This window comes from Pseudomonas avellanae BPIC 631 (assembly GCF_000444135.1).
GTDB classification, from domain to species: Bacteria; Pseudomonadota; Gammaproteobacteria; order Pseudomonadales; family Pseudomonadaceae; genus Aquipseudomonas; species Aquipseudomonas avellanae.
On the sequence record NZ_ATDK01000045.1, the window covers coordinates 1 to 22,522 of the forward strand.

The window sequence follows — 22,522 nt, forward strand, 5'->3', positions numbered from 1 at the left end:
TGGCCAAACTGGATCGTGATGCGTTCTTCAATGCTGAGTTCATGATATGACATAGGTTCACCGTACCGGATTGGTCAGGTGTTGCGCTCAGTTTTTGCCGCCGCCAGCTTATAACTGGCTGCCGGCAAACCGTTGCCGCTAAAGACCACACGTTGCCAGCGTTTCAAAAAGTGTTATGTAGTCCGTTTCTGTAGGCGAACTAAATCAGCATCCCGCCCGCTTGACTCAAGTGTGTAGGACCAAACCAATTATCCATATTGGCATTGCGCTTGCTCTGTTGTCGCTAAACAATAGGAACTGTAGAGCAATGGAAAACACCGTAAATACCGCAACAGCCAGAGCAATCAACACCACCCGACCTGCCGGTCTCGAGACCATCCCGCAATCGCGATCAGATAGGTTTGCTCAGATATTGAGCCAAAGGGTCGGAGACCTTACGGCGAGCGAATCTGCAACGCTGGGCAAACAGGACCTGCCACGCTCGACCTTTTTTATGAACAACATGAGCCTTGAACAACGCACCTCTGTCATCAACGACAAGGACTTTCTCCCGAGACCAGCGGCGATGGAGCGAATCGCCGACCCGCAAAATCGCCGGTTGAAATAAACCTTCGCGGTTGCGATGAAGCCATTGAAGTTCACACAACCGCCACATAATCGAAATATCACCAGCCGAAACTGCTCTCATGAGCCAGATTCTTAATGTCACCCTGATCACTGAAACCTTTACTCCCGAGATCAACGGCGTTGCCAATACCTTGGGGCGACTTTGTGACGGGTTGCGGTTGCGCGGGCATCGGGTCGAGCTGGTTCGGCCGCGCCAGAGCGACGAGATCAACTCCGGGGTTGCCGATGACCTGGTGCTGTGCCGGGGCTGGCCGATACCGGGTTACCCGGGGCTGCAGTGGGGTCAGTCTTCGATGCACAAGCTGTTGCGACGCTGGCAGCGGCGCCGGCCTGACGTGTTGTACATCGCCACTGAAGGCCCGCTGGGGCTGTCGGCACTGCGGGCAGCGCGGCGCCTGGGGATTGCGGTGATCAGCGGCTTTCATACCAATTTTCCGCAATACACGCAGCAATACGGCATGGGGTTCATCACCCGCCTGCTGACCCACTACCTGCGCTGGTTTCACAACCGTTCGCGCGTCACGCTGGTGCCGAGCGTCAGCCAGAAGGTCGAGCTGGAGCGGCGTGGCTTTGAAAGGATCGAGCTGCTGTCTCGCGGCGTCGACAGCCAACTGTTCAACCCCTCCCGGTGTTCGCAGGCATTACGCGAAAGCTGGGGCCTGCAAACAGGGGATATCGGGGTCATCCATGTCGGTCGCCTTGCGCCGGAAAAAAACCTCGGGCTGCTCAAGACTGGTTTCGAGGCGCTCAAGAACAGTTATCCGCAACGCACCATCAAGCTGATCGTCGTCGGCGATGGGCCTCAGCGCAGCGAGCTTGAGCAGCAGATTCCGGATGCGATCTTCTGCGGCACGCTGCGCGGCGAAGTGCTGGCGACGCACTACGCCTCGGCCGATATGTTTCTGTTCCCGAGCCTGACCGAAACCTTTGGCAACGTGGTGCTGGAAGCATTGGCATCAGGGCTGGGCGTCGTTGCCTATGACGAAGCCGCTGCCGGCCAGCATATTCGCCACGGCCACAACGGCGCGCTGGCGATGCCGGGCGACGAAACGGCTTTTGTGGACGCGGCACGCTGGCTGCTTGAAGACAGTGAAAACCTGCGACGAGTGCGCTTGAACGCCAGGCAGCACGCCAGCCGCCAAGGCTGGACGGCTATCATCGATCAGTTCGAGCGACAGTTGCGTGACGCCTGCCCGAACGAAAGCAGCAAAACGCTCAGGCAGACAAACGACAAGACCATCAGACCAGTGTCGTCAGTGCCTCTCGACTGAACGGCAGGATGTCCTGCTCACGGCCTTCGCGGACTTTCAGCGCCCAGTCCGGGTCGACCAGCAGCGCACGCCCTACCGCCACCAGATCAAACTCGTCGTTGCCCAGCCGCTCCAGCAGGTGTTCGAGACTGGCGGGTTGCGCGACCTTGTCGGTATTGACCATGAACTGCAGAAACTCGCCATCCAGCCCGACGCTGCCGACTGTGATCGTCGGTTTGCCAGTCAGCTCGCGCGTCCAGCCCGCCAGGTTCAGCTCGGAGCCTTCGAACTCGGGCTCCCAGAAACGCCGGGTAGAACAGTGGAAGATGTCCACGCCGGCATCGGACAGCGGTTGCAGGAATTCGCCCAACGCCTCAGGTGTCTGCACCAGCCGTGCGCTGTAATCCTGCTGTTTCCACTGTGAGAAACGGAAGATGATCGGGTAGTCCGGCCCAACAGCAGCGCGCACGGCCTTGATCAGCTCAATGGCAAATCGTGAACGATTGGCCAGGCTGCCGCCGTACTCGTCACTGCGCTGGTTGCTGCCCTCCCAGAAGAACTGATCGACCAGATAACCGTGAGCCCCATGAATTTCGACGCCGTCCATGCCAATCGCCTTGGCATCGGCTGCGGCCTGGGCAAAGGCTGCAACGGCCTCATCGATATCCTGTTTACTCATACCGTGCACCAGCACCTGGCCGTCCTTGACCTTCTCCATCGGGCCATACGCCGGGATGCTGCCGTCGGGTTCGGTGCCCAGACGACGGACAGCACCCACATGCCAGAGCTGCGGGGCGATTTTGCCGCCCTCGGCGTGCACTGCATCCACTACTTTCTTCCAGCCGGCCAGCGGCGCATCGCCAAAAAACTGCGGAACGTTGGGATAGCCGTTGGACGCCGGGTGATTGACCGTCGTGCCTTCGGTAATGATCAGCCCTACACCGGCCGCCGCCCGGCGACGGTAATACTCGATGACTTTCGAGTTGGGCACATGCCCCGGCGAGAACGAACGGGTCATGGGCGCCATAACTACGCGCGACGACAGTTCCAGACCGCCCAGACGAAAAGGTGTGAACAAGGCTGCAGCCGACATGCGGGACTCCACGAGAAAAAGGGTCGATGGCTGTACGGCGACATGCGCCAGATCAGGCGCGCAGAATATCGCCGGGCATCAGTTAGAGCCCAGTACTATTCATCCCGCTTATTTGAGTCAAGAAGCTTGAATTCAGCGCAAGATAGCCGGGCAGGCGCAACAGGCTGCCCAGGCCATGCAATCAGCTGTGCGCCAAGGCCTTTTCGATGGCCTGGATCACTGCAGGATCGTCCGGTGCAGTACGCGGCGAGAACCGTGCGCTGACCCCACCGTTTTTGCCCACCAGAAACTTTTCGAAATTCCAGGTGATGTCCCCTGGAAACTCCGCACCCTCGCCCGCCAGCAAGCGATAAAGCGAATGGCGGTTCGGCCCGTTGACGTCGAGCTTTTCGCCCAACGGGAAAGTCACGCCGTAATTGAGCTGACAGAATTCGGCGATTTCCTGCTCGGTGCCGGGTTCCTGACCCGCAAACTGGTTGCAGGGCAGGCCCAATATCACCAAACCCTTGTCCCGGTATTGCTGATACAGGTTTTCAAGTGCTGCGTACTGCGGCGTGAGCCCGCATTTGGAGGCGACGTTGACGACCAGAACCACCTTGTTCTTGAAATCCGCCAGCGGCAGTTCCTGACCACCCAGCGCTTTCAATCTGATGTCGTGAAAAGCACTCATGAGAACCCCTTTTGAAACAAATAACCCTGGCCACAACCTGAAAAGGCACCATGACCGAACGCGCAACGAAAGTCGTCATCGCAGAACAGCCAGGGCGCCTTTTCAGTGACCTGAGCCTAGCAGCACAAATCAGTGTTGATGACCGCCTTCACCGTGAACATGGCCGTGAGCCATTTCTTCTTCACTGGCGTCGCGAATAGCCACAACTTTAACGTCGAAGTTCAGGCGCTGACCTGCGAGCGGGTGGTTGCCGTCAACAGTTACGTCATCGCCATCCAGATCGCGGATGGTCACGATCTGCGTGCCGTTTTCCGGACCCGAAGCGTGGAACTGCATGCCGACTTTAAGCTTGTCGACACCTTCGAACATGCTGGCGCTCAGGGTGCTGACCAGTTCGGCGGAGTATTCACCGTAGGCGTCTTCCGGCTCGACGGCAACTTTCAGCTCGTCGCCGACTTCCTTGCCTTCCAGGGCTTTTTCCAGGCCCGGAATGATGTTGCCTGCACCTTGCAGGTAAACCAGCGGCGCACCACCGGCAGAGCTGTCGATGACCTCACCAGCGTCGTTGGTCAGGGTATAGTCAATGGAGACAGCCTTATTGGCGGCGATCGGCATGGGGACAAGACCTTTTGCTTAAGATTGAAGAACGAGCAAGTTTAACCAAGCAATCGCCCGAAAGCGAACGCAACTCTGACAGACGGCCCAGATTGGAAAGTTCAACGGTTATCGGCTTCAGCCAGGATGAAGAAGGACACTGGTTTGTGCTGCTTTCGTGCGGCCACACTCAGCACCTGCGCCATCAGCCGCCATGGCAGTCGCGCGCCTGGGTTCTGGACCCTGTACAGCGTCAACTGATGAAAGGTCAGACGCTTTGTTGCGGCTGGTGTGCGAACGCCGCAGATAACGATAGTCTTGGCACCGAGAACTCGCGTTAGACGATTTCCTGACTTTTTTGGCCGGCCGCTGTTCCATGTCTGCTGCGCCCCTTGCACTGCCCAATCGAGAACCCCGTATGCAGACGTTTTTCATTGCCCCCACGGATTTTGGTGTGGGGTTGACCTCCATTAGCCTGGGCCTGGTGCGCACGCTTGAGCGCGCGGGCTTGAAGGTAGGTTTCTTCAAACCGATAGCGCAGCCGCACCCCGGCGATCTCGGCCCCGAACGCTCGACCGAGCTGATGGCCCGTACTCACGGCCTGAAACCGCCCAAACCGCTGGGGCTGGCGCACGTCGAACGCATGCTGGGCGACGGTCAGCTGGACGAACTGCTCGAAGAAATCATCAATCTTTATCAGCAGGCAGCCGTCGGCAAGGATGTACTGGTGGTCGAAGGCATGGTGCCGACCCGCAGCGCGAGCTATGCCGCACGGGTCAACCTGCACCTGGCCAAGAGCCTGGACGCCGAAGTCATTCTGGTTTCCGCACCGGAAAACGAAGTGCTGACCGAGCTGTCGGGAAGGGTCGAGCTGCAGGCGCAGCTGTTTGGCGGCCCCAAGGACCCGAAAGTATTGGGCGTCATCCTCAATAAGGTGCGCACCGAAGAAAGCATGGAAGTCTTTGCTGCGCGCCTTAAAGAACATTCGCCGCTGCTGCGTAACGGCGATTTCCGGCTGTTGGGCTGCATTCCCTACCGCGCCGAACTCAATGCGCCGCGTACCCGTGATGTGGCCGAATTGCTGGGCGCTCAGGTGCTGAATGCGGGCGACTATGATCAACGGCGCATGTCGAGAATCATCATCTGCGCGCGCACGGTGCTCAATACCGTGCCGCTGCTCAAGCCCGGCGTGTTGGTCGTAACCCCGGGCGACCGCGACGACATCATCCTGGCCGTGAGCCTGGCAGCGATCAATGGCGTACCGCTGGCAGGCCTGTTGTTGACCAGCGATACCGTGCCCGACCCGCGCATCATGGAACTGTGCCGGGGCGCGCTTCAGGCTGGCCTGCCGGTGCTGTCGGTCAGCACTGGTTCCTATGACACGGCCAACCGCCTCAATCAGTTGAACAAGGAAATCCCCATCGATGACCGCGAGCGCGCGGAAATCATCACCGACTTCGTTGCCAGTCATCTGGACGCCAGCTGGCTGCACCAGCGCTGCGGTACCCCGCGAGAGCTGCGCCTGTCACCTGCGGTGTTCCGCTATCAATTGATACAACGCGCCCAGGCAGCCAACAAACGTATCGTGCTGCCCGAAGGCAACGAACCGCTGACTATTCAGGCTGCTGCCATTTGCCAGGCGCGCGGTATCGCTCGCTGTGTGTTGCTGGCCAGGCCCGAAGAAGTACAGGCGGTTGCGCAGGCGCACGGCATCGAGCTGCCACCGGGGCTGGAGATTCTCGACCCGGACCTGATTCGCGAGCGCTATGTCGCGCCGATGGTCGAACTGCGCAAGAGCAAAAGCCTGAACGCGCCGATGGCCGAGCAACAACTTGAAGACCCTGTAGTGATCGGCACGGTGATGCTGGCGCTGGATGAAGTGGACGGGCTGGTGTCCGGCGTGGTTCATTCCACGGCCAACACCATCCGCCCTGCCCTGCAACTGATCAAGACTGCGCCGGGCTGCACGCTGGTGTCGTCAGTGTTTTTCATGCTGTTTCCCGAGCAGGTGCTGATGTATGGCGACTGCATCATGAACCCGCACCCAAGCGCCAGCGAACTGTCCGAGATCGCCCTGCAAAGCGCCGATTCGGCCACTGCGTTCGGTATCTCGCCGCGTGTGGCGATGATCAGTTATTCCAGCGGCAATTCGGCCAGTGGCGAAGAAGTCGAGAAGGTCCGCGAGGCAACGCAACTGGCACGCGAAACCCGCCGCGATCTGTTGATCGACGGGCCGCTGCAGTATGATGCCGCCGCCAATGAACACGTCGCCCGCCAACTGGCCCCGGACAGCCCGGTGGCAGGACGCGCCAATGTGTTCGTGTTCCCCGACCTCAATACTGGCAACACCACCTACAAGGCGGTGCAACGCAGCGCCGACTGTGTAAGCCTGGGCCCGATGCTGCAAGGCCTGCGCAAACCGGTGAACGACCTGCCACGTGGCGCGCAGGTCGATGACATCGTCTACACCATCGCACTGACGGCGATACAGGCCGACACACTTTCCTGATACAACCTGACGACGCCACAGGCCCACCTGCGGCGTCGGACCACTTTGCGGAGCCTTGTCCCTCATGGATTTCCTGCCTGCCCCATTGCGCGGCGTCATTGCCTCGCTGCTGTTGGCGCTTAACACCATCGTCTGTTGCACGGTGCTGTTCGCGGTCACCCTGCTCAAGATCTGCCTGCCCTTTTCCGCCGCTCAGCGTTTCACCGACTGGCTGATGAGCCATATTCATGAAACCTGGATCGGCACCAACAACGCCTGGATCAGACTGCTGTGCCACACCCGTTGGCACCTGAGCGGGCTGGAGGGGCTCGATTACAAACATTCGTACCTGGTCACCAGCAACCACCAGAGCTGGGTCGACATCATGGTGCTGCAATACGTGCTCAACCGGCGCATTCGTCCGCTGAAGTTCTTCCTCAAGCAGGAACTGATCTGGGTCCCGGTGATTGGCCTGGCGTGGTGGGCCCTGGGCTTTCCGTTCATGAAGCGCTACTCCAAGGCCTACCTGGCGAAACACCCGGAAAAGAAAGGCAAGGACCTGGAAACCACCCGCCGCACCTGCGCAAAATTTCGCCACAACCCAGTGGGGATTTTCAACTTCGCCGAGGGCACACGCTTCACCGCCGGCAAGCACGCGCAACAGCAGTCGCCCTTTCGCCACCTGCTCAAACCCAAGGCGGGCGGCATCGCCTTCGTGCTGGACGCGATGGGTGAACAGCTGGAATCGATCATCAACGTGACCATCCACTATCCGGGCGGCCAACCTGGTTACTGGGACCTGCTGTGCGGCAACGTGAAGGACGTGGTCGCCCACTTTGAAGAGATCAGAATCCCTCCGCAGTTCCTCGGCAAGAACTACGACCAGGACGGCGAATACCGCCTGGAATTCCAGCAGTGGATCAATGCGTTATGGGAAGAGAAAGACAGCCTGCTGGACAGACTGCATGAGCAGTATCCGGCGCAGCATTGATAGTGACTTGTGAGAGCGAGCTTGCTCGCGAAGAGGCCATCAAGGCCGCCCGCCGCAAACCTCGCGTTTCAGCCATCGCCTTCGCGAGCAAGCTCGCTCCCACTTAGCCCCATACTCTATGTTGATCAGTACTGCTGACCCGGAATCGGCTTGAGGTTGACCTCGACGCGACGGTTCTGGGCGCGGCCGTTGGCGTCGGCGTTGCTGGCGATCGGTTGGTCGGGGCCTGCGCCACGGACTGACAGGTGAGATTGGTCGACACCCTGGGAGGTCAGGTAGGTCGCTACGCTTTGAGCACGTTGTTGCGACAGGTCCATGTTGTGCTGACGGCTGCCGGTGCTGTCGGTGTAGCCGATGATTTCAATGTTGTTCTGGTTGAACTGCTTGAGCGAGTTCGCCAGGTTGTTCAGCGGCGAGTAGAAGCTGCTGGCAATGGCCGAGGAGTCGGTCGCGAAGGTGATGTTGCCCGGCATGATCAACTTGATCTGATCCCCCTGACGCTGCACTTCGACGCCGGTGTTGGCCATGCTCGCGCGCAGTGCTGCTTCCTGTTTGTCAGCGTAATAGCCATAACCTGCCGACGCAGCGCCCGCAACGGCTGCGCCGATCAGTGCGCCTTTGCCACGGTTGTTATGGTCGATGGCCGCACCGGCTACCGCACCGGCCAAGGCGCCGAGCCCGCCGTATTTGGCCGTTTTGCTCATGCCTCCGGAGCTTTGCGCCTGGCCTTGATTGTCATACGGGTTGGAGGTCGCACAGCCGGAAAGCAAGGCGACGGCAGTGGCAACAATGATCAAACGACGCGAGGTAAACATTCAGGAGCTCCTGGTTTTGACGAACGCTAATAAGCGGATTAGAGCATGCCGACTGTCAAAAATTCCTTAACCCCGGCTGAACCGCCCGCCGTACAGGCTTCAAGGCCTGTTGGTCAGCGTCGTTCCTCGCGAATGAAAGGCTCGCCCAAAGCGCCCGGCTGGCTCATGGATTGACGCTTGGCGCTCGCCACCCAGACCATCACCAGCAACGTGACCGCGTACGGCGTCATCAGCACAAAATACTGAGGCAGACGCACACCCATCGCCGCCAGTTGCGGAATCAGCGCTTCGATACCGCCGAACAGCAATGCACCGGCCAGCGCACGCCATGGCGACCAGCGCGCGAAGATCACCAGCGACACCGCAATCCAGCCGCGCCCGCCGGTCATGTCCGCGATCCACATCTTGGTGCTCAGCACAGCAATAAAACCCCCAGCCAGCCCCATCAACGCCGACCCCGCCACAATTGCCGCCAGGCGATAACCCAACACCGAGATACCCGCCGCATCGGCGGCCTGGGGGTTTTCGCCGACCGCACGCAAGCGCAACCCGGTGCGGGTGCGATCAAGCAGCCAGACCACCGCAATGACGATCACCACGGTCAGGTACACCAAAGGGTTCTGGACAAACAACTTGCCCACCACCGGCAGCTCGGACAACGGCCACAGCTCGACCGCCTGCAAGCCACTGACCGGGCGATTGGTCCAGCCGAGTAACGTGCCCAGCAACCCGGTCAGCCCCTGGCAAAAGAACACCAGCGCCAGCCCGGCGATCACCTGATTGATGCGTAGCACCAGCACCATCAGTGCAAACAGCAACGACACCACACCCGCCGCCGCCATCGACGCCAGCAAAGAAAGCCCCGGCGACCCCACGCTCAACTGCATGCCGATGCCCGCCAGCGCGCCGACCAGCATCAGTCCCTCGACCCCCAATGCCAGCACACCGCTGCGTTCGATGAGGATCAGGCCCAGCGCGGCCAGCGCAAATGGCACGGCGAAATCCGGCGCGCTGCCCAGCCAGTGGGAAATAAGCTCCATCAACGTTCTCCTGCCTGAATGCGCCGCAGGCGATGGCGGATGAAAAAGTCGGACGACGCAACGCATATCACCAGGATCGCCTGGATCAGTTGCACCATCGAAAACGGAATCTGATAGAACACCTGCAAGTTGCGCCCGGCGACGAACAACATGGCAATCAGCAACGCGACAATCGTGGCGGCGACCGGGTTGTTGCGGGCCAGAAAGGCGATCAGAATCCCGGAAAAGCCGTAGCCCTGATAGAACGATTGAGTCAGCCGGCCCTCCTGCCCCGAGGTCACGACAAAACCCGCCAGCCCCGCCAGGCCGCCAGACAGCAACACAGTGCCGATGATCATCTTGCGCACCGGCACGCCGACGGCCCCGGCGACCCTGGGGTTGGCATCGACAAAGCGCAGGTACAAGCCGGCGCGGGAAATGCCGACGAACCACAGGGTCAGACCGGTGACCAGCAATGCCAGCACAATGGCGGCGTTGTACCCGGCAAACAGATCGGGCAAACGCTCGAAGCTCTGGAATGCAGGCGAGTACGGGAAGTTGTCTCGCGGGTCTTTCCAGCTGCCATACACCAGATGCAGCAGGAAGTTGGCGGCAATGTAGTTGAGCATCAGGGTCGAGATGATCTCGTTGACCTGCCATTTGAGCTTCAACAGCACCGGCCCCAGGCTCCATAGCAACCCGCAGACTACCGCTGCCGCCATCATCAGCGGCAGACGCAAAAACTCCGGCCCTACCTGAAACAGTGAAATCGCCGTGGCGCCAATCGCGCCCCAGATCATCTGGCCTTCCAGCCCCAGGTTCCAGAAACGCGCACGAAACGCCATGCAACCGGCCAGGCCGACCATGATCATCGGCGAGGCCTGAAACAGCACGGCCTTGAAGTTTTGCGCATCGAATACCGTCTGAACCACGAATTCATTGAGCAGTTCGCTCGCAGGCACACCCGCCAGAATCAGGATGGCGGTGCAGATCGCCAGGCCGACGACCAACGCCAGAGCAATAATCAGGGCCTGCAAGGGCCAACCGGTCTGCTGCCGGAGTTCCAGCGTGTAACGCCTTGCCAGCAACGGTTGTCGTGCTGTTATCGGAGCCGTCAAAGGGGGTTGCACGAGTTCAGTCATGGCTCACCATCGCTTTGCCGATGGCCTGACGGTCGGCGGGATGATCGAACTCGGCGACGATGCGCCCGCCGTTCATCACACCGATACGGTCAGCCAGGGCCAGTACTTCATCAAGGTCTTCGCTGATCACCAGCACTGCAGCACCTGCGTCTCGTGCCGCCCGCAGCCGGTCGTGCACAGCTTGCGTGGCGCGTACGTCCAGGCCACGGCTCGGGCTGTGCACCAGCACCAGTTGCGGGTCGCGGCTGAATTCCCGGGCAATCACCAGTTTCTGTGCGTTGCCGCCCGACAACAGTGCAGCTTTCTGATCGAGAGAACGCACGCCCTGCACATCGAACGACTCGACCGCACGCTGCGCGTCCTGCTTCAAACGTTTGTAACCCAGCCGCCAGAACGAACCGTACTGGCCGCTGTGAATGTTACCGATGCCGAAGTTCTCCGCCACCGACAGCGAACCGGCCAACGCTGCGCCGTAGCGGTCCGCCGGAATAGAAGCGATGCGCAATTGCCGACGCTGTTCGGCCGAGGCGTTGCGCAGGTCGCCGAAGGGTGCCAGATGAATGTCACCCTCGGTCGCTTGCGGCAAGCCCATCAGCGCGTTGGCCAGTTCCGCCTGACCATTGCCGCCCACACCAGCGATGCCGTAGATCTGCCCCGCGCGCAGGGTCATGTTCACGCCGTTCAGTGCGCTGCCGCCGACGCCGCGCAAATCCTTCACCTGCAAGCGCACCTCGCCAGGCACCGCCGGATGATGGGCCGCGACCGGCACCGACTCGCCCACCGTCAACTGCACCAGTTGCTCGACGCTGACACGCTGCGGATCAAGCGTCTGTATCGTGCGCCCGCCACGCATGACCGTGACCCGGTCGGCATAGCGTTTGACGTCGGCCATCTTGTGCGTCACCAGAATCACCGCCGCGCCCTGCCGGGCAAAGGCTTGCACGGTCAACAACAAGCGCTCGGCCTCCTGATCGGTCAGCACAGCGGTGGGCTCATCGAGAATCAGGATACGGGCACCGGCCAGCAGCACTTTGAGAATCTCGACGCGCTGCTGCTCGGCGACCGACAGGCTGTCGACGACCCGGCTTGGGTCAATCGCAAAGCCCAGTTCTTCAGCCTTGCGGACGATGTCCTGCTCCAGCGCGCGCAGACGCTTGCGATAACTGCCTTCGCCGGGTTGCTCGGGCAGCGCCAACAGGATGTTCTGCGCCACCGTAAAAGGCTTCACCAGCTTGAAGTGCTGGTGAACCATGCCGATCCGGTAGCGGCTGGCGTCCTTGGGCCCCTGAAGCTGAACCGGGTTGTCGTCGAGCATCAGCGTGCCGGTCTCCGGCGCATACAGCCCTGCTGCGATGTTCATCAGCGAGGACTTGCCTGCACCATTCTCGCCCAGCAGGGCGTGCACTTCGCCCCAACACGCGGTGAAGTCGGCGTCGATCAGCGCCTTGAAACCATCGAACGACTTGCTGATGCCGGTCAGTTGCAGCGCATTGACTTGACTCATTGCTGAGTCTTCACGCCTTCGACAAACCAGTCCATTTTCCATAGGTCCGGGTCGGACAACTGCTGACCGGCCGCAACACGCTCTTTGCCATCACGGTCCGCCAACGGGCCGCTGTAGACGATTTTCTTGCCCGCCAGCAGTTCGGCGCGCTCGGCTTCGATCTTCTTGCGGTTTTCAGCGGAAATGATCGGGTCGCCGGTCAAGGTGATATCAGTACCGCCCTGCTGCATCGACAACAGCGCGCCGTTGGCGGCCGGGGTCCAGTTGCCGGCGATGATTTTCTTCAGTTCAGGGCCGAGAAAGCGGTCCCAGACCCAGACCGACGAACAGACCGTGGCTTTGGGGGCAAATTCGCTCAGGTCGCGATGGTGGCCGGTGCCATGAATACCGCGCTCCTGGGCGACGATCTGTGGCGTCGGGCTGTCGACGTGCTGGCCGACCACATCCACACCGTTGTCGATCAACGCCATGGTCGCGGCGCGCTCTTTGACCGGGTCGTTCCAGGCGCCGGTGTAGATCACCGTGACCGTGGCTTTCGGGTTGGTCTGCCGTGCGCCCAGTTCGTAGGCGTTGATGGTCCAGTTGACTTGGCCAAACGGGTTGGCAGCGACGAAGCCCAGCTTGCCGGTTTTCGACGCAGCGCCTGCGGCCATACCGCACAGGTACTGGCTCTCGTAGGTACGGCCATAAAACGATTCGAGGTTGGCCGCATTGGTGGTGCCCGAGCCGTTCAGAAAGGCCACGTCTGGGTATTTTTTCGCCAGCGCAAGGAAGGTGTCGGAATAACCGAATGCGGTGCCGACAATCACATTGGCACCCCGCGCGATCAGACGATCGACAACGGGCGTAATGGCTGCAGCGTTTTCGGGCACGCTTTCCACGAACTGGATTTTTGTGTCCAGATCCTTTTCAAGCTTGAGCCGCGCCTCATCGAATGCCTGAGTCCAGCCGCCGTCATTGCGCGGGCTGATGTACACCATGGCGATTTTCGCAGGCCCCTTGAGGGTCAAACCCTCGGCCTGAGCGAAGCCGGCGGCCCCGAACGCTACAGCCGCACACAATGTCCCGGGCAACAGTTTCTTGTACATAGACGTTTTCCTGAGGGTAATGACCGATGAGGGCAGCACGTGGCCAATCACGAGGCCGACTCTCAGGCTTTAGCAGCATCCATGCCACTACCGGGAAAACGCTATGCAACAACGACCTGACGCGATCGCCCAGCCGAAAACAGATCAAATGGTCTGAATCAGAGCACTTGGTTTGTGCATGCCGCCCATTCGCTGCGCGTCCGGGGTGCGCGTGTCGGGGCACGCGCAATTTTTCAGGCCGTGCGCGGCAGGATGCCATCCAGGATCATGCTGCGCAGGCTGGCCAGCACTTCCTCGAAAAACACTGGATCATCCAGTGTTCTGCCGGTCACGGCCTCGACCTGAGTGCGAAAGTCAGCGTAATGCTGAGTAGTCGCCCACAAGGTGAAAATCAGGTGATGCGGGTTGATGGGGGCCAACTGGCCGCTGTCGATCCAGTGCTGGATCACCGCAACCTTGGCCTGCACCGTATCGCGCAACGGGTGCTGCAGCTCGCCCTGAATCAGCGGCGCGCCCTGCATCACTTCCATGCAGAACAGCCGTGACTCGGCCGGGTGATCGCGAGACATCTCAAGCTTGGCCTTGATATAAGCACCGATGGCCTGCACCGGCTCTTTGTCGGCGGTGAAATGCACCAGCGGGCTGAGCCAGACTTCAAGCAACTGACGCAGCACATTCAGGTAAAGGTCGTCCTTGCTGCTGAAGTAATACAGCAGGTTGGTCTTGGACACATCCGCCAGGCTCGCGACCTGATCCAGGCTGCTGCCGTGCACGCCGTAGCGGGAAAAGATCTCCAGCGCTGCATCGAGAATCAGCGTGCGTTTGCCTTCCATCAGGCGCATGCGCCGCTTCAGAGAAGTGGCGCTGGGCTCACGGGCGGTCTTGACCACGGTTTCGGGCTTGACCTTGCGTCCGCGCTTGATAGCGGGCTCCGTCACGGGAGGTTTCTTGTTCACGCACATCCATCCAGTGATGCCGAAATGAGCGGGCATCTTAACGGGCGCAGCTGTTTTGTCGATATGGATTCCCTGCCCGATCAACCCTGCCCCATCTGCGTGCGCCCTGCACAAACCAAGTGCTCTGATTCAGACCAAATGGTCTGCTAAAAACGACTTTTATTTGTAACCGATTGAATAAAAACAACAAATATTATTGGCCCGCTTAATGCAAACGATCGATCAAGTGCTCTGGCACGCATCGATCAACGCAGAGAGGCCTCATATGGACATCGGTATCTTCATCCCCATCGGCAACAACGGCTGGCTGATTTCCAGCAACGCACCGCAGTACATGCCGACGTTCGAGCTGAACAAACAGATCGTGCAGACAGCCGAAAGCTACGGTTTCGACTTTGCGTTATCGATGATCAAACTGCGCGGCTTCGGCGGCAAGACCGAGTTCTGGGAGCACAACCTGGAGTCTTTCACGCTGATGGCGGGGCTGGCTGCAGTCACCAGCAAAATCCAGCTGTTCGCCACCGTGGCCACTCTGACCATCCCGCCTGCCATCGCCGCGCGCATGGCCTCGACCATCGATTCGATCTCCAACGGGCGCTTCGGGATCAACCTGGTCACCGGCTGGCAAAAGCCTGAGTACGAGCAGATGGGCCTGTGGCCCGGCGACGAGTTTTTCCATACTCGTTACGAATACCTCGCCGAATACGCCCAGGTCTTGCGCGACCTGTGGGCCAACGGCAGCAGCGACTTCAAGGGCGAACATTTCAGCATGCAGGACTGCCGCGTGAGCCCGCGCCCGCAGGCCGACATGAAGCTGATCTGCGCCGGCCAGAGCGAAGCCGGAATGGCGTTTTCGGCGCAATACGCCGACTACAACTTCTGCTTCGGCAAAGGCGTGAACACCCCCACCGCCTTCGCGCCAACCGCGCAGAAACTGATCGAAGCCAACGAAAAAACCGGGCGCAATGTGACCTCCTGCGTGCTGTTCATGATTATCGCCGACGACACCGATGAGGCCGCACGGGCTCGCTGGGAGCACATAAAAGCAGGCGCCGACGAAGAGGCCATCGCCTGGCTGAGCGAAAAAGGCGCGGCGGACAAGAGCGCTGGCTCGAACCTGCGGCAAATGGCCGACCCGACCTCGGCGGTCAATATCAATATGGGCACGCTGGTGGGCTCCTGGGCCAATGTGGCGAAGATGCTCGACGAAGTCGCCAGTGTGCCGGGCACTCAAGGCGTGATGCTGACCTTCGATGATTTTGTCAAAGGCGTCGAAGATTTCGGGCAGAAAATCCAGCCATTGATGACCAGTCGCACGCACATCACCCAACTCAAGGAGGTGGTGTGATGACCGCCCCAGTGAGCATCGCAGGCGTTGATCTGCCGCTGGACGACCAGCCTGCCCGCGTGCTGCCGGCCCGCCCTGAAGCGCTGCGCATGAAACGTTGTGAAACGGCGCTGGTGGTGGTCGACATGCAGAATGCCTACGCATCGCTCGGCGGTTATCTGGACCTGGCCGGGTTTGATGTCAGCAGCACCGGGCCGGTCATCGCCAACATCAAGCGGGCCTGCGCCGCTGCACGAGCCGCTGGCATGCCGGTGATCTTTTTCCAGAACGGCTGGGACCCGGCCTACGTCGAGGCCGGTGGCCCCGGTTCGCCGAACTGGCACAAATCCAACGCCCTGAAAACCATGCGCAAACGCCCGGAACTCGAAGGGCAATTGCTGGCCAAGGGCGGCTGGGACTATCAGCTGGTCGACGAACTGAAGCCCGAGCCAGGCGACATTGTGGTGCCGAAAATCCGTTACAGCGGCTTTTTCAACTCAAGTTTCGACAGCGTGCTGCGCAGTCGCGGCATTCGCAACCTGGTGTTCACCGGCATTGCGACCAATGTCTGCGTCGAATCGACCCTGCGTGACGGCTTCCACCTGGAGTATTTCGGTGTGGTGCTGGCAGATGCCACCCATCAGGCAGGTCCGGAATTCGCCCAGCAGGCCGCGCTGTTCAACATCGAAACGTTCTTCGGCTGGGTATCCAGCGTCGATGACTTCTGCACCACTTTCAGCCCTGTCGGGCAACCTTCGTGAGGACCTTTGCATGACCAAGAAAGCGATTATTCCTGCCGGCACCACCAAGCCCATTGCCCCATTCGTGCCGGGCTCGATGGCCGACGGCGTGCTGTATGTCTCCGGCACCTTGCCGTTCGACAAAGACAACAATGTGGTGCACGTCGGCGACGCAACCGCACAGACTCGGCACGTACTGGAAACCATCAAAAGTGTGGTCGAAACCGCGGGCGGCACGCTGGATGACGTCACCTTCAACATGATCATGATTCGCGACTGGGCCGACTACGCCAAGGTCAACGAGGTGTACGCCGAATACTTCGCAGGCGAGAAGCCGGCCCGTTACTGCATCCAGTGCGGGCTGGTGAAACCCGAAGCCCTGATCGAAATCGCCAGCATCGCCCACATCGGCTGAGCACTGGTCTCACAAACGATCTCGAAACCGGCCTGAAGCCCACCCCGGAGAACGCGCATGTTCCATGAAATCCATCGTTGTCAGCTTGCCGATGCGCCGCTGTTGGTGCTCAGCTCCGGGTTGGGCGGGGCCAGCCGTTACTGGGCCGATGACCTGGCGGTGCTGACCCGCGACCATGACGTGCTGGTCTACGACCACGCCGGAACCGGGCGTAGCCCTGCGGCCCTGCCGGCGGATTACTTAATCCGGCACATGGCCGTCGAATTGCTGGCCCTGCTCGACTCGCTCGGCATTCAGCGCTGCCACTTCATGGGGCATGCGCTGGGCGGGCTGGTCGGGCTGGAACTGGCGCTGTTACGCCCTCACTTGCTGCAAAGCCAGGTGCTGATCAACGCCTGGAGCAGCCCGAACCCGCACAGCGCGCGCTGTTTTTCAGTACGCAAGCAACTGCTGTTGAACAGCGGGCCGCAGGCTTATGTGCAGGCGCAGGCGTTGTTTCTGTACCCGGCTGACTGGATCGCTGCCAACAGTGCGCGGCTGGCCGACGATGAAGCCCACGCGCTGGCGCATTTTCCTGACACCGAAAACCTCCTGCGGCGCATCCATGCACTGGAAACATTCAACATCGAAGCGGAGCTTGCGCGCATTCAGACCCCGACCCTGCTGATTGCCAACCGCGATGACATGCTCGTGCCGTGGCAACAATCCCGGCACCTGGCAGAAGTGCTGCCGAATGCCAGACTGGTGTTGCTGGAATACGGCGGCCATGCCTCAAGCATCAGCGACCCGCTGCCGTTCCAGCGAGCCTTGCTCGATTTTCTCAGCGCACAAACCTGAAAGGACTCACCCATGCAAGCCACAACTGAAGCCCACGCCACGTTATCCGCCGACGTCGCCTCGGTCAGCCAACTGGCGTTCCGCGACGCGATGTCCAGCCTTGCAGCGGCGGTCAATGTCATTACCACTGACGGCCAGAGCGGCCGCGCCGGTTTTACCGCAACCGCGGTGTGCAGCGTGACCGACCAGCCGCCAACCCTGCTGGTCTGCATCAACCGCAGCGCGTCGGTGTATGAATCCTTCATCGGCAACGGCACGCTGTGTGTCAATACGCTGTGCAACAGCCAGCAGGCGCTGTCCAACCTGTTTGGCGGCAAGACCTCACAAGAGGAGCGCTTTGCCGCTGGCCACTGGGAAAGCGGCGTGACCGGCGCGCCGCTGCTGGAAGGCGCCAAACTGGCCCTGGACTGCAAAGTGACCCAGTCAGTCAGCGTCGGCACCCACGACATCCTTTTTTGCCAAGTGGTGGATATCAGGCATCAGGATGCGTCGGACGCGCTGCTGTATTTCGGCCGCCAATACCATCACTTGCCGGGCGCAGCTGCCGCTGTCTGAACGTGCCCGGCGCCTTTTACAGCTGGCGCTGGCGGCGTCAGAAAACCCGCAGGCCTTGCCTTTCAGGCAGCAAGAGGTGGCCCGTTTGACGGCTTGTTGACGGGCAATAAATAGACATGATTTTTTTGCTGGCTGCCCCGTATACTGGCATTTCGAGATCAGGATGATCCTTGCCGTCAATGAGGTGAAATCATGTCGATCGGTAGCCCCTGCACTGCGCCGGCATCAGTCAGCAATCGGTTGCCCGCGTGTTGCCCTTGCTCATTGCCCGTTATGCCAACGCATATGGGCGACTGAGCATGCTGAAAAAAATTCCGGTCGCCGACCTTGCCCTCGGCATGCACATCCACAAAGTCTGTCGTCGCTGGACCGATGATCCGTTCTGGATCAGTCTGGTCGAAGTCATGCTTGACGATGCCGAGGTGCTCAAGCGCATCCAGCAATCAGACACCCGGGAAGTCTGGATTGAAGCCGATAAAAGTCGTGTGCTGGCACCACAGGCGAGAACCGCCCCGGTTTCAAACGACACCGCCCCGGCCAGTCTGGACAAAGAGGTCTTGCGTGCCCGGGCTATCTGCGGCAGAGCCAGGAACGCCGTCATGGCCATGTTTACCGAGGCCCGTATGGGTCAGGCCATGGACGTCGACAACGCGCAATTGCTGGTGGAAGAAATCTCCAATTCGATTCTGCGCCATCCCCATGCGCTGATCAGCCTTTCACGGCTCAAGACCTCCGACGAGTACACCTACATGCACTCGGTGGCGGTCTGCGCGTTGATGGTCGCGCTGGCCAGACGCATGGGCATGCCTGACGAACAGGTGCGCGAAGCGGGCGTCGCCGGGCTGATGCACGATGTGGGAAAAATGATGATCGCACCGGATGTGCTCAACAAACCCGGCCGCCTGACCCATGAAGAATTCGAGACCATGAAGGCTCACCCGGAACTGGGCCTGAAGATCCTCAAGGAAAACCAACCCGTGGCAGCAATGGTCATGGACGTCTGCCTGCATCACCACGAGAAAGTCGACGGCTCTGGCTACCCTCATGGCTTGCGGGGCGAGCAGATCAGCCTGTTTGCCCGCATGGGCGCGGTCTGCGACGTGTATGACGCCATTACCTCCGACCGGCCGTACAAAAAGGGCTGGGGGGTGGCTCATTCGATTCGCGAGATGGCGTCGTGGAAAGGTCATTTTGACGAGGCGGTGTTTCAGAGTTTCGTCAAAACCGTGGGCATATACCCGATTGGCACACTGGTGCGTCTGGAGAGCGGACGTTTGGGCGTGGTGGTCGAGCAGAGCGACCAATCCCTGCTCAAACCCCGGGTGAAGGTGTTCATGTCGGCGCGTACCGGGAAGATTTTCGCTGCGCAGATCATCGACCTGGGCTGCCCTGCCGACCCGGACGCCATCGTGAAAATCGAACTGCCCGGTGATTGGGGACTGGAAGAGGTCGATACGCTGTGGGCGGGTACACCTGGCTGATGTACCCGGCCCTCTTGCCTAGCCCAGCAAGCCCAGAATCTTCGCCCTCGCCACCGCCTGAGTACGCCGCTCGACGCCCAGTTTGCTGTTGATGTGGCTGGCGTGAGTCTTGACGGTGTGCAGGGAAATGAACAACTGCTCGCTGATCTCCTGATTGGAACACCCCTGCGCAATCAATTGCAGCACACCCAGTTCACGCACACTCAGGCAGTCGCTGCCATGCGCAGGCTCGGGCGCCGCCGGTTTGAAGCAGGCCGGGAATTTTTCCCGCAGGGCATTGCACAGTTTGCAGAACGGTGCTTGCAGCAGTTGCTCGTGCAGCCATTGGGAATGTTCGGCCAGCAAAACCCTGAAGGGCAACAGCGCGCCACCCGCCGAGGCTTGAACGCTGCGTATCATCAGCGTCCGGGCTTCATCCTGTCGCCCCTGATTGAGTAACAGCGCTATTTGCTGGGTCATGGCGATCAGCCTCAGCAATTGCGCTCCCGCCTCCTGCGCGCGTTGCTCAAGTGCCTGCAAACGCTGCTCGCTGGCAGCCTCGTCACCTTGTATCCGCTCCAGCACGGCACGTTGCAGTTCGATATGTTGCGGCAGTTGCGGATGACACTCCGGCGCTGCGGCACCTAGCCCGCCGTTGTAGGTCTGGGTCAGGCGCAGCAGCCAGGCTTCGGCAAGATCGATGCGCCCCTGTATAAGCCATAGCTCGCATTTGACCAGGGTGATCATCGCCAGGTAGTAGATGGGCGGCACGTCCCAGATGTGCATCAGGCGTTCGGCCTCGGCAAGTTCGGCGAAGGCTTCGGCAAAGCGTCCGGCACAGCCTTCCATCGTTGCGATCACGCAGTGGCCGATCAGCACACTGATGTCACGGCAGGCGCGTGCCTCGGCCAGACCGGCCAGCAACAAGGCCCGCCCTTCGTCCACTTGCAGGCGCAGGGTCAGCAGGTAGCCTTCGTACAACGTCAGGCGTGCGCGAACAGCGTACAAGCGCACTGTGGACAAACCCTTGAGGCGCTGTTGCCCTTCGCGCACTTCGTCGAGGGCGCGGATGATTTCGCCCCGCGCCTGCAGGACTCTGGCGCGGTCGTAATGCGCCAGGGCCTCGAACAGCGGGTTTGCAACCCGTTGCGCCAGTTCCAGTGCATCGCGATTGAGCACGCGGGCTCGCCACAGGTCGCCCTCGGCTACCGCAAGGTTGGCCAGCGTCGACAGACAGACCAGCCGCTGGCCGTAGCGCCTTTGCGGCAGGGTCAGCAGGGCTTCCCGGCAATAGCGCTCGGTCTTCTCGCTGTCGCCGCGCCCCCGCGCGATGATGCCGCTGAGCGCCAGCCACTGGGCGAGCATGGATTTTTGCGCGGTCGCCGAGGGCGCGGGCAGGAAGCGACTCAACTGATTGGCCAGCTCTTCGGCGGCGTCCAGCTGGCAGGCCAGCCCCAATGCCCATGCGTACAGCACGATCAGGCGTGGCGTACTGGTCAGCAGGTCGTCCGGCAGGTCCATTTTCCAGCGCAGCAGCATGCCGACATTCTGTTCGGCCAGCAGTTGCTCCTCGGAAAGGTTCTGCACCAGATTGGCCGCCACATCCAGATGCCCGGCGCGCAACGCCTGTTCGACCGCTTCGTCCAGTTGGCCCTGAGCGCTGAACCAGCGGCAGGCGTTGAGGTGCAGACGGGTCGTTTGCGCATCGGCAGTCTGGCGGGCGCGCAACAGATCGGAAAACAGGTGGTGATAACGAAACCAGCGGCCCTGCTCGTCCAGCGGTACCAGAAACACCTGATGCGCCTGCAGATAACGGAGCATCTCGACACTGTCATGGCTGTCTCGCGCAGCATTACACAGCTCTGCGCAAAAACGCTCCAGGCACGCGGTGTCATAGAGAAATGCCTGGACATCGACAGGCAGGCAGTCGATCACTTCTTCAAGCAGGTATTCGCGAATCAGCACTTCACTGCCGCGCAGCGCCTGCGACAAGGCACTTTCATCGCCGGCTTCAGTGGCCGCCAGCAACCAGAAGCGCAACCCGGCCACCCAGCCTTCGCTGCGCAGAATCAGGCTTTGTAACGCTTCGCTGTCGAGCGAACGGCTGTGCCGGTCCAGCACCGCCATGGATTCAGCCTGAGTAAGGCGCAGGTCCTGCTCGTTTATTTCAAGCAACTGACGGGTCAGACGCAAACGCGCCAGGTGCCAGTCAGGCCGTTGCCGGCTGGTGACCATGACCACCAGCCCGGCCGGCAGGTGATTGAGGAAAAACTGCAAACAGCGATCGAGCACCGGCCCCTGCGCCAGATGATAGTCGTCGAGCACCAGCAACAGCGGTTTGCTCAACATCAGGTGTATGGCCAGTTCATCAAGCAGGCTGTCGAGCCATTCTTCGAACGCGAACGGCTGATGACGCTGACGCATCTTCAGCAGGCCCATCGCCTGCGCGCCCAGTTGCGGAAAGAACTGCTGCAGGCTGCCCAGCAAACGCTCAAGGAAGCGCCCCGGATCACTGTCACGCGCACTCAGCCCCAGCCATACGTTCTGCCATTTGTCCGGCAAGCCCTGACAGAACTCGACGGCCAGCGAGCTCTTGCCAAACCCGGCTGGCGCGCACACCAGCAGCAGCCGCCCGCCCAGCCCCTCATCGAGGCGCTGACACAGGCGGGAACGGGGAACGTAACCTTCAGGGAGTGGCGGACGGAAAAATCGTCCTTCCAACGCAGGAATCGCGCTGTCTGCGAACCCTTGCATTCGTGACAGATCAGTCATGGCCGGCTCGTGTGGGAATCCGTGTGGGAATCATTGGTACGGCGTCACGGTGTTCGGAGACTAGCGGGTAAATCGCCGCTTTTGAAGGTCATCACGGAAAAGACTGTAACAAAATTCCTACAGCTTATAAGGCGATTGCCTACACGCAAAAAAGCCCCGATAACGGGGCTTTCACGCAC

21 protein-coding genes are annotated in these 22,522 nt (G+C 60.5%); 11 read left to right on the forward strand and 10 right to left on the reverse strand.

Annotated elements, in window-relative coordinates; genetic code table 11:
• Positions 1–307: 307 nt before the first annotated feature.
• Positions 308–607, forward strand: coding sequence for a hypothetical protein (locus DW49_RS0102010; RefSeq protein WP_005615300.1), 300 nt, complete (start codon positions 308–310; stop codon positions 605–607).
• 79 nt (positions 608–686) lie between these two features.
• Positions 687–1,898, forward strand: coding sequence for a glycosyltransferase family 4 protein (locus tag DW49_RS0102015; RefSeq protein WP_024420334.1), 1,212 nt, complete (start codon positions 687–689; stop codon positions 1,896–1,898).
• Here the strand turns inward: DW49_RS0102015 and DW49_RS0102020 are convergent.
• From DW49_RS0102020 to DW49_RS0102030, 3 genes are all read right to left on the reverse strand, one after another.
• Positions 1,867–2,970 carry an NADH:flavin oxidoreductase gene (locus tag DW49_RS0102020; protein ID WP_005615297.1) on the reverse strand — a complete coding sequence of 368 codons (1,104 nt, stop codon included), beginning with the start codon at positions 2,968–2,970 and terminating at the stop codon, positions 1,867–1,869. The two genes, DW49_RS0102015 and DW49_RS0102020, sit on opposite strands and share 32 nt — an antisense overlap.
• A gap of 181 nt (positions 2,971–3,151) precedes the next feature.
• A complete protein-coding gene (locus tag DW49_RS0102025) occupies positions 3,152–3,640 on the reverse strand; it encodes a glutathione peroxidase (protein ID WP_005615296.1) in 489 nt (162 codons plus the stop codon).
• A gap of 129 nt (positions 3,641–3,769) precedes the next feature.
• A complete protein-coding gene (locus tag DW49_RS0102030; RefSeq protein WP_005615295.1) occupies positions 3,770–4,255 on the reverse strand; it encodes an FKBP-type peptidyl-prolyl cis-trans isomerase in 486 nt (161 codons plus the stop codon).
• A gap of 14 nt (positions 4,256–4,269) precedes the next feature.
• Here DW49_RS0102030 and DW49_RS1000000129310 point away from each other — a divergent pair, with 14 nt between their 5' ends.
• The 3 genes from DW49_RS1000000129310 (at position 4,270) to DW49_RS0102045 (ending at position 7,713) form a co-directional block, all read left to right on the forward strand.
• A complete protein-coding gene (locus DW49_RS1000000129310; RefSeq protein WP_161780180.1) occupies positions 4,270–4,575 on the forward strand; it encodes a DUF3565 domain-containing protein in 306 nt (101 codons plus the stop codon).
• A 77-nt stretch (positions 4,576–4,652) separates the two neighbouring features.
• Positions 4,653–6,743 (forward strand): phosphate acetyltransferase, encoded by a 2,091-nt coding sequence (gene pta, locus DW49_RS0102040; protein WP_005615294.1) that lies wholly within the window; start codon positions 4,653–4,655, stop codon positions 6,741–6,743.
• A 64-nt stretch (positions 6,744–6,807) separates the two neighbouring features.
• Positions 6,808–7,713, forward strand: coding sequence for an acyltransferase (locus tag DW49_RS0102045; protein WP_005615292.1), 906 nt, complete (start codon positions 6,808–6,810; stop codon positions 7,711–7,713).
• A 125-nt stretch (positions 7,714–7,838) separates the two neighbouring features.
• On the opposite strand, the gene DW49_RS0102050 is transcribed toward DW49_RS0102045, so the two are convergent.
• The 6 genes from DW49_RS0102050 to rutR form a co-directional block, all read right to left on the reverse strand.
• The gene (locus DW49_RS0102050; RefSeq protein ID WP_003379278.1) at positions 7,839–8,528 is read right to left on the reverse strand and encodes a YiaD family glycine zipper/OmpA-like lipoprotein; all 690 of its coding nucleotides are present in this window, start codon (positions 8,526–8,528) and stop codon (positions 7,839–7,841) included.
• Between the two features lie 113 nt (positions 8,529–8,641).
• A complete protein-coding gene (locus DW49_RS0102055) occupies positions 8,642–9,568 on the reverse strand; it encodes an ABC transporter permease (protein ID WP_005615289.1) in 927 nt (308 codons plus the stop codon).
• Positions 9,568–10,689: an ABC transporter permease gene (locus tag DW49_RS0102060; protein WP_024420333.1), complete on the reverse strand. Its 1,122-nt coding sequence runs from the start codon at positions 10,687–10,689 to the stop codon at positions 9,568–9,570. The genes DW49_RS0102055 and DW49_RS0102060 overlap by 1 nt, the downstream gene beginning before the upstream one ends.
• A complete protein-coding gene (locus tag DW49_RS0102065) occupies positions 10,682–12,193 on the reverse strand; it encodes an ABC transporter ATP-binding protein (RefSeq protein WP_005615283.1) in 1,512 nt (503 codons plus the stop codon). Before DW49_RS0102065 ends, DW49_RS0102060 begins: the two co-directional genes overlap by 8 nt.
• Entirely contained in the window at positions 12,190–13,281 is a 1,092-nt protein-coding gene (locus DW49_RS0102070; protein ID WP_003379270.1) for a BMP family ABC transporter substrate-binding protein, read from the reverse strand. The genes DW49_RS0102065 and DW49_RS0102070 overlap by 4 nt, the downstream gene beginning before the upstream one ends.
• Before the next feature lie 233 nt (positions 13,282–13,514).
• Positions 13,515–14,243 (reverse strand): pyrimidine utilization regulatory protein R, encoded by a 729-nt coding sequence (gene rutR / locus DW49_RS0102075; RefSeq protein ID WP_024421084.1) that lies wholly within the window; start codon positions 14,241–14,243, stop codon positions 13,515–13,517.
• A 259-nt stretch (positions 14,244–14,502) separates the two neighbouring features.
• Between rutR and rutA the strand changes: the two genes are divergently transcribed.
• The 6 genes from rutA (at position 14,503) to DW49_RS0102105 (ending at position 19,592) form a co-directional block, all read left to right on the forward strand.
• On the forward strand, positions 14,503–15,585 hold the full coding sequence (rutA, locus tag DW49_RS0102080; protein WP_005615277.1) for a pyrimidine utilization protein A: 1,083 nt from the start codon (positions 14,503–14,505) through the stop codon (positions 15,583–15,585).
• Complete coding sequence (rutB, locus tag DW49_RS0102085; RefSeq protein ID WP_003379264.1) at positions 15,585–16,325, forward strand: pyrimidine utilization protein B; 741 nt, start codon at positions 15,585–15,587, stop codon at positions 16,323–16,325. The genes rutA and rutB overlap by 1 nt, the downstream gene beginning before the upstream one ends.
• Positions 16,326–16,335: 10 nt before the next feature.
• Positions 16,336–16,719 carry a pyrimidine utilization protein C gene (gene rutC, locus DW49_RS0102090; protein WP_005615273.1) on the forward strand — a complete coding sequence of 128 codons (384 nt, stop codon included), beginning with the start codon at positions 16,336–16,338 and terminating at the stop codon, positions 16,717–16,719.
• A gap of 57 nt (positions 16,720–16,776) precedes the next feature.
• Positions 16,777–17,556: a pyrimidine utilization protein D gene (gene rutD / locus DW49_RS0102095; protein ID WP_005615270.1), complete on the forward strand. Its 780-nt coding sequence runs from the start codon at positions 16,777–16,779 to the stop codon at positions 17,554–17,556.
• A 12-nt stretch (positions 17,557–17,568) separates the two neighbouring features.
• Entirely contained in the window at positions 17,569–18,111 is a 543-nt protein-coding gene (gene rutF, locus DW49_RS0102100; RefSeq protein ID WP_005615269.1) for an NADH-dependent FMN reductase RutF, read from the forward strand.
• Positions 18,112–18,410: 299 nt separating this feature from the next.
• Positions 18,411–19,592 carry an HD-GYP domain-containing protein gene (locus DW49_RS0102105; RefSeq protein ID WP_024420331.1) on the forward strand — a complete coding sequence of 394 codons (1,182 nt, stop codon included), beginning with the start codon at positions 18,411–18,413 and terminating at the stop codon, positions 19,590–19,592.
• Positions 19,593–19,610: 18 nt separating this feature from the next.
• Here the strand turns inward: DW49_RS0102105 and DW49_RS0102110 are convergent, their stop codons facing one another.
• Complete coding sequence (locus tag DW49_RS0102110) at positions 19,611–22,343, reverse strand: winged helix-turn-helix domain-containing protein (RefSeq protein ID WP_005615264.1); 2,733 nt, start codon at positions 22,341–22,343, stop codon at positions 19,611–19,613.
• Positions 22,344–22,522: the final 179 nt, after the last annotated feature.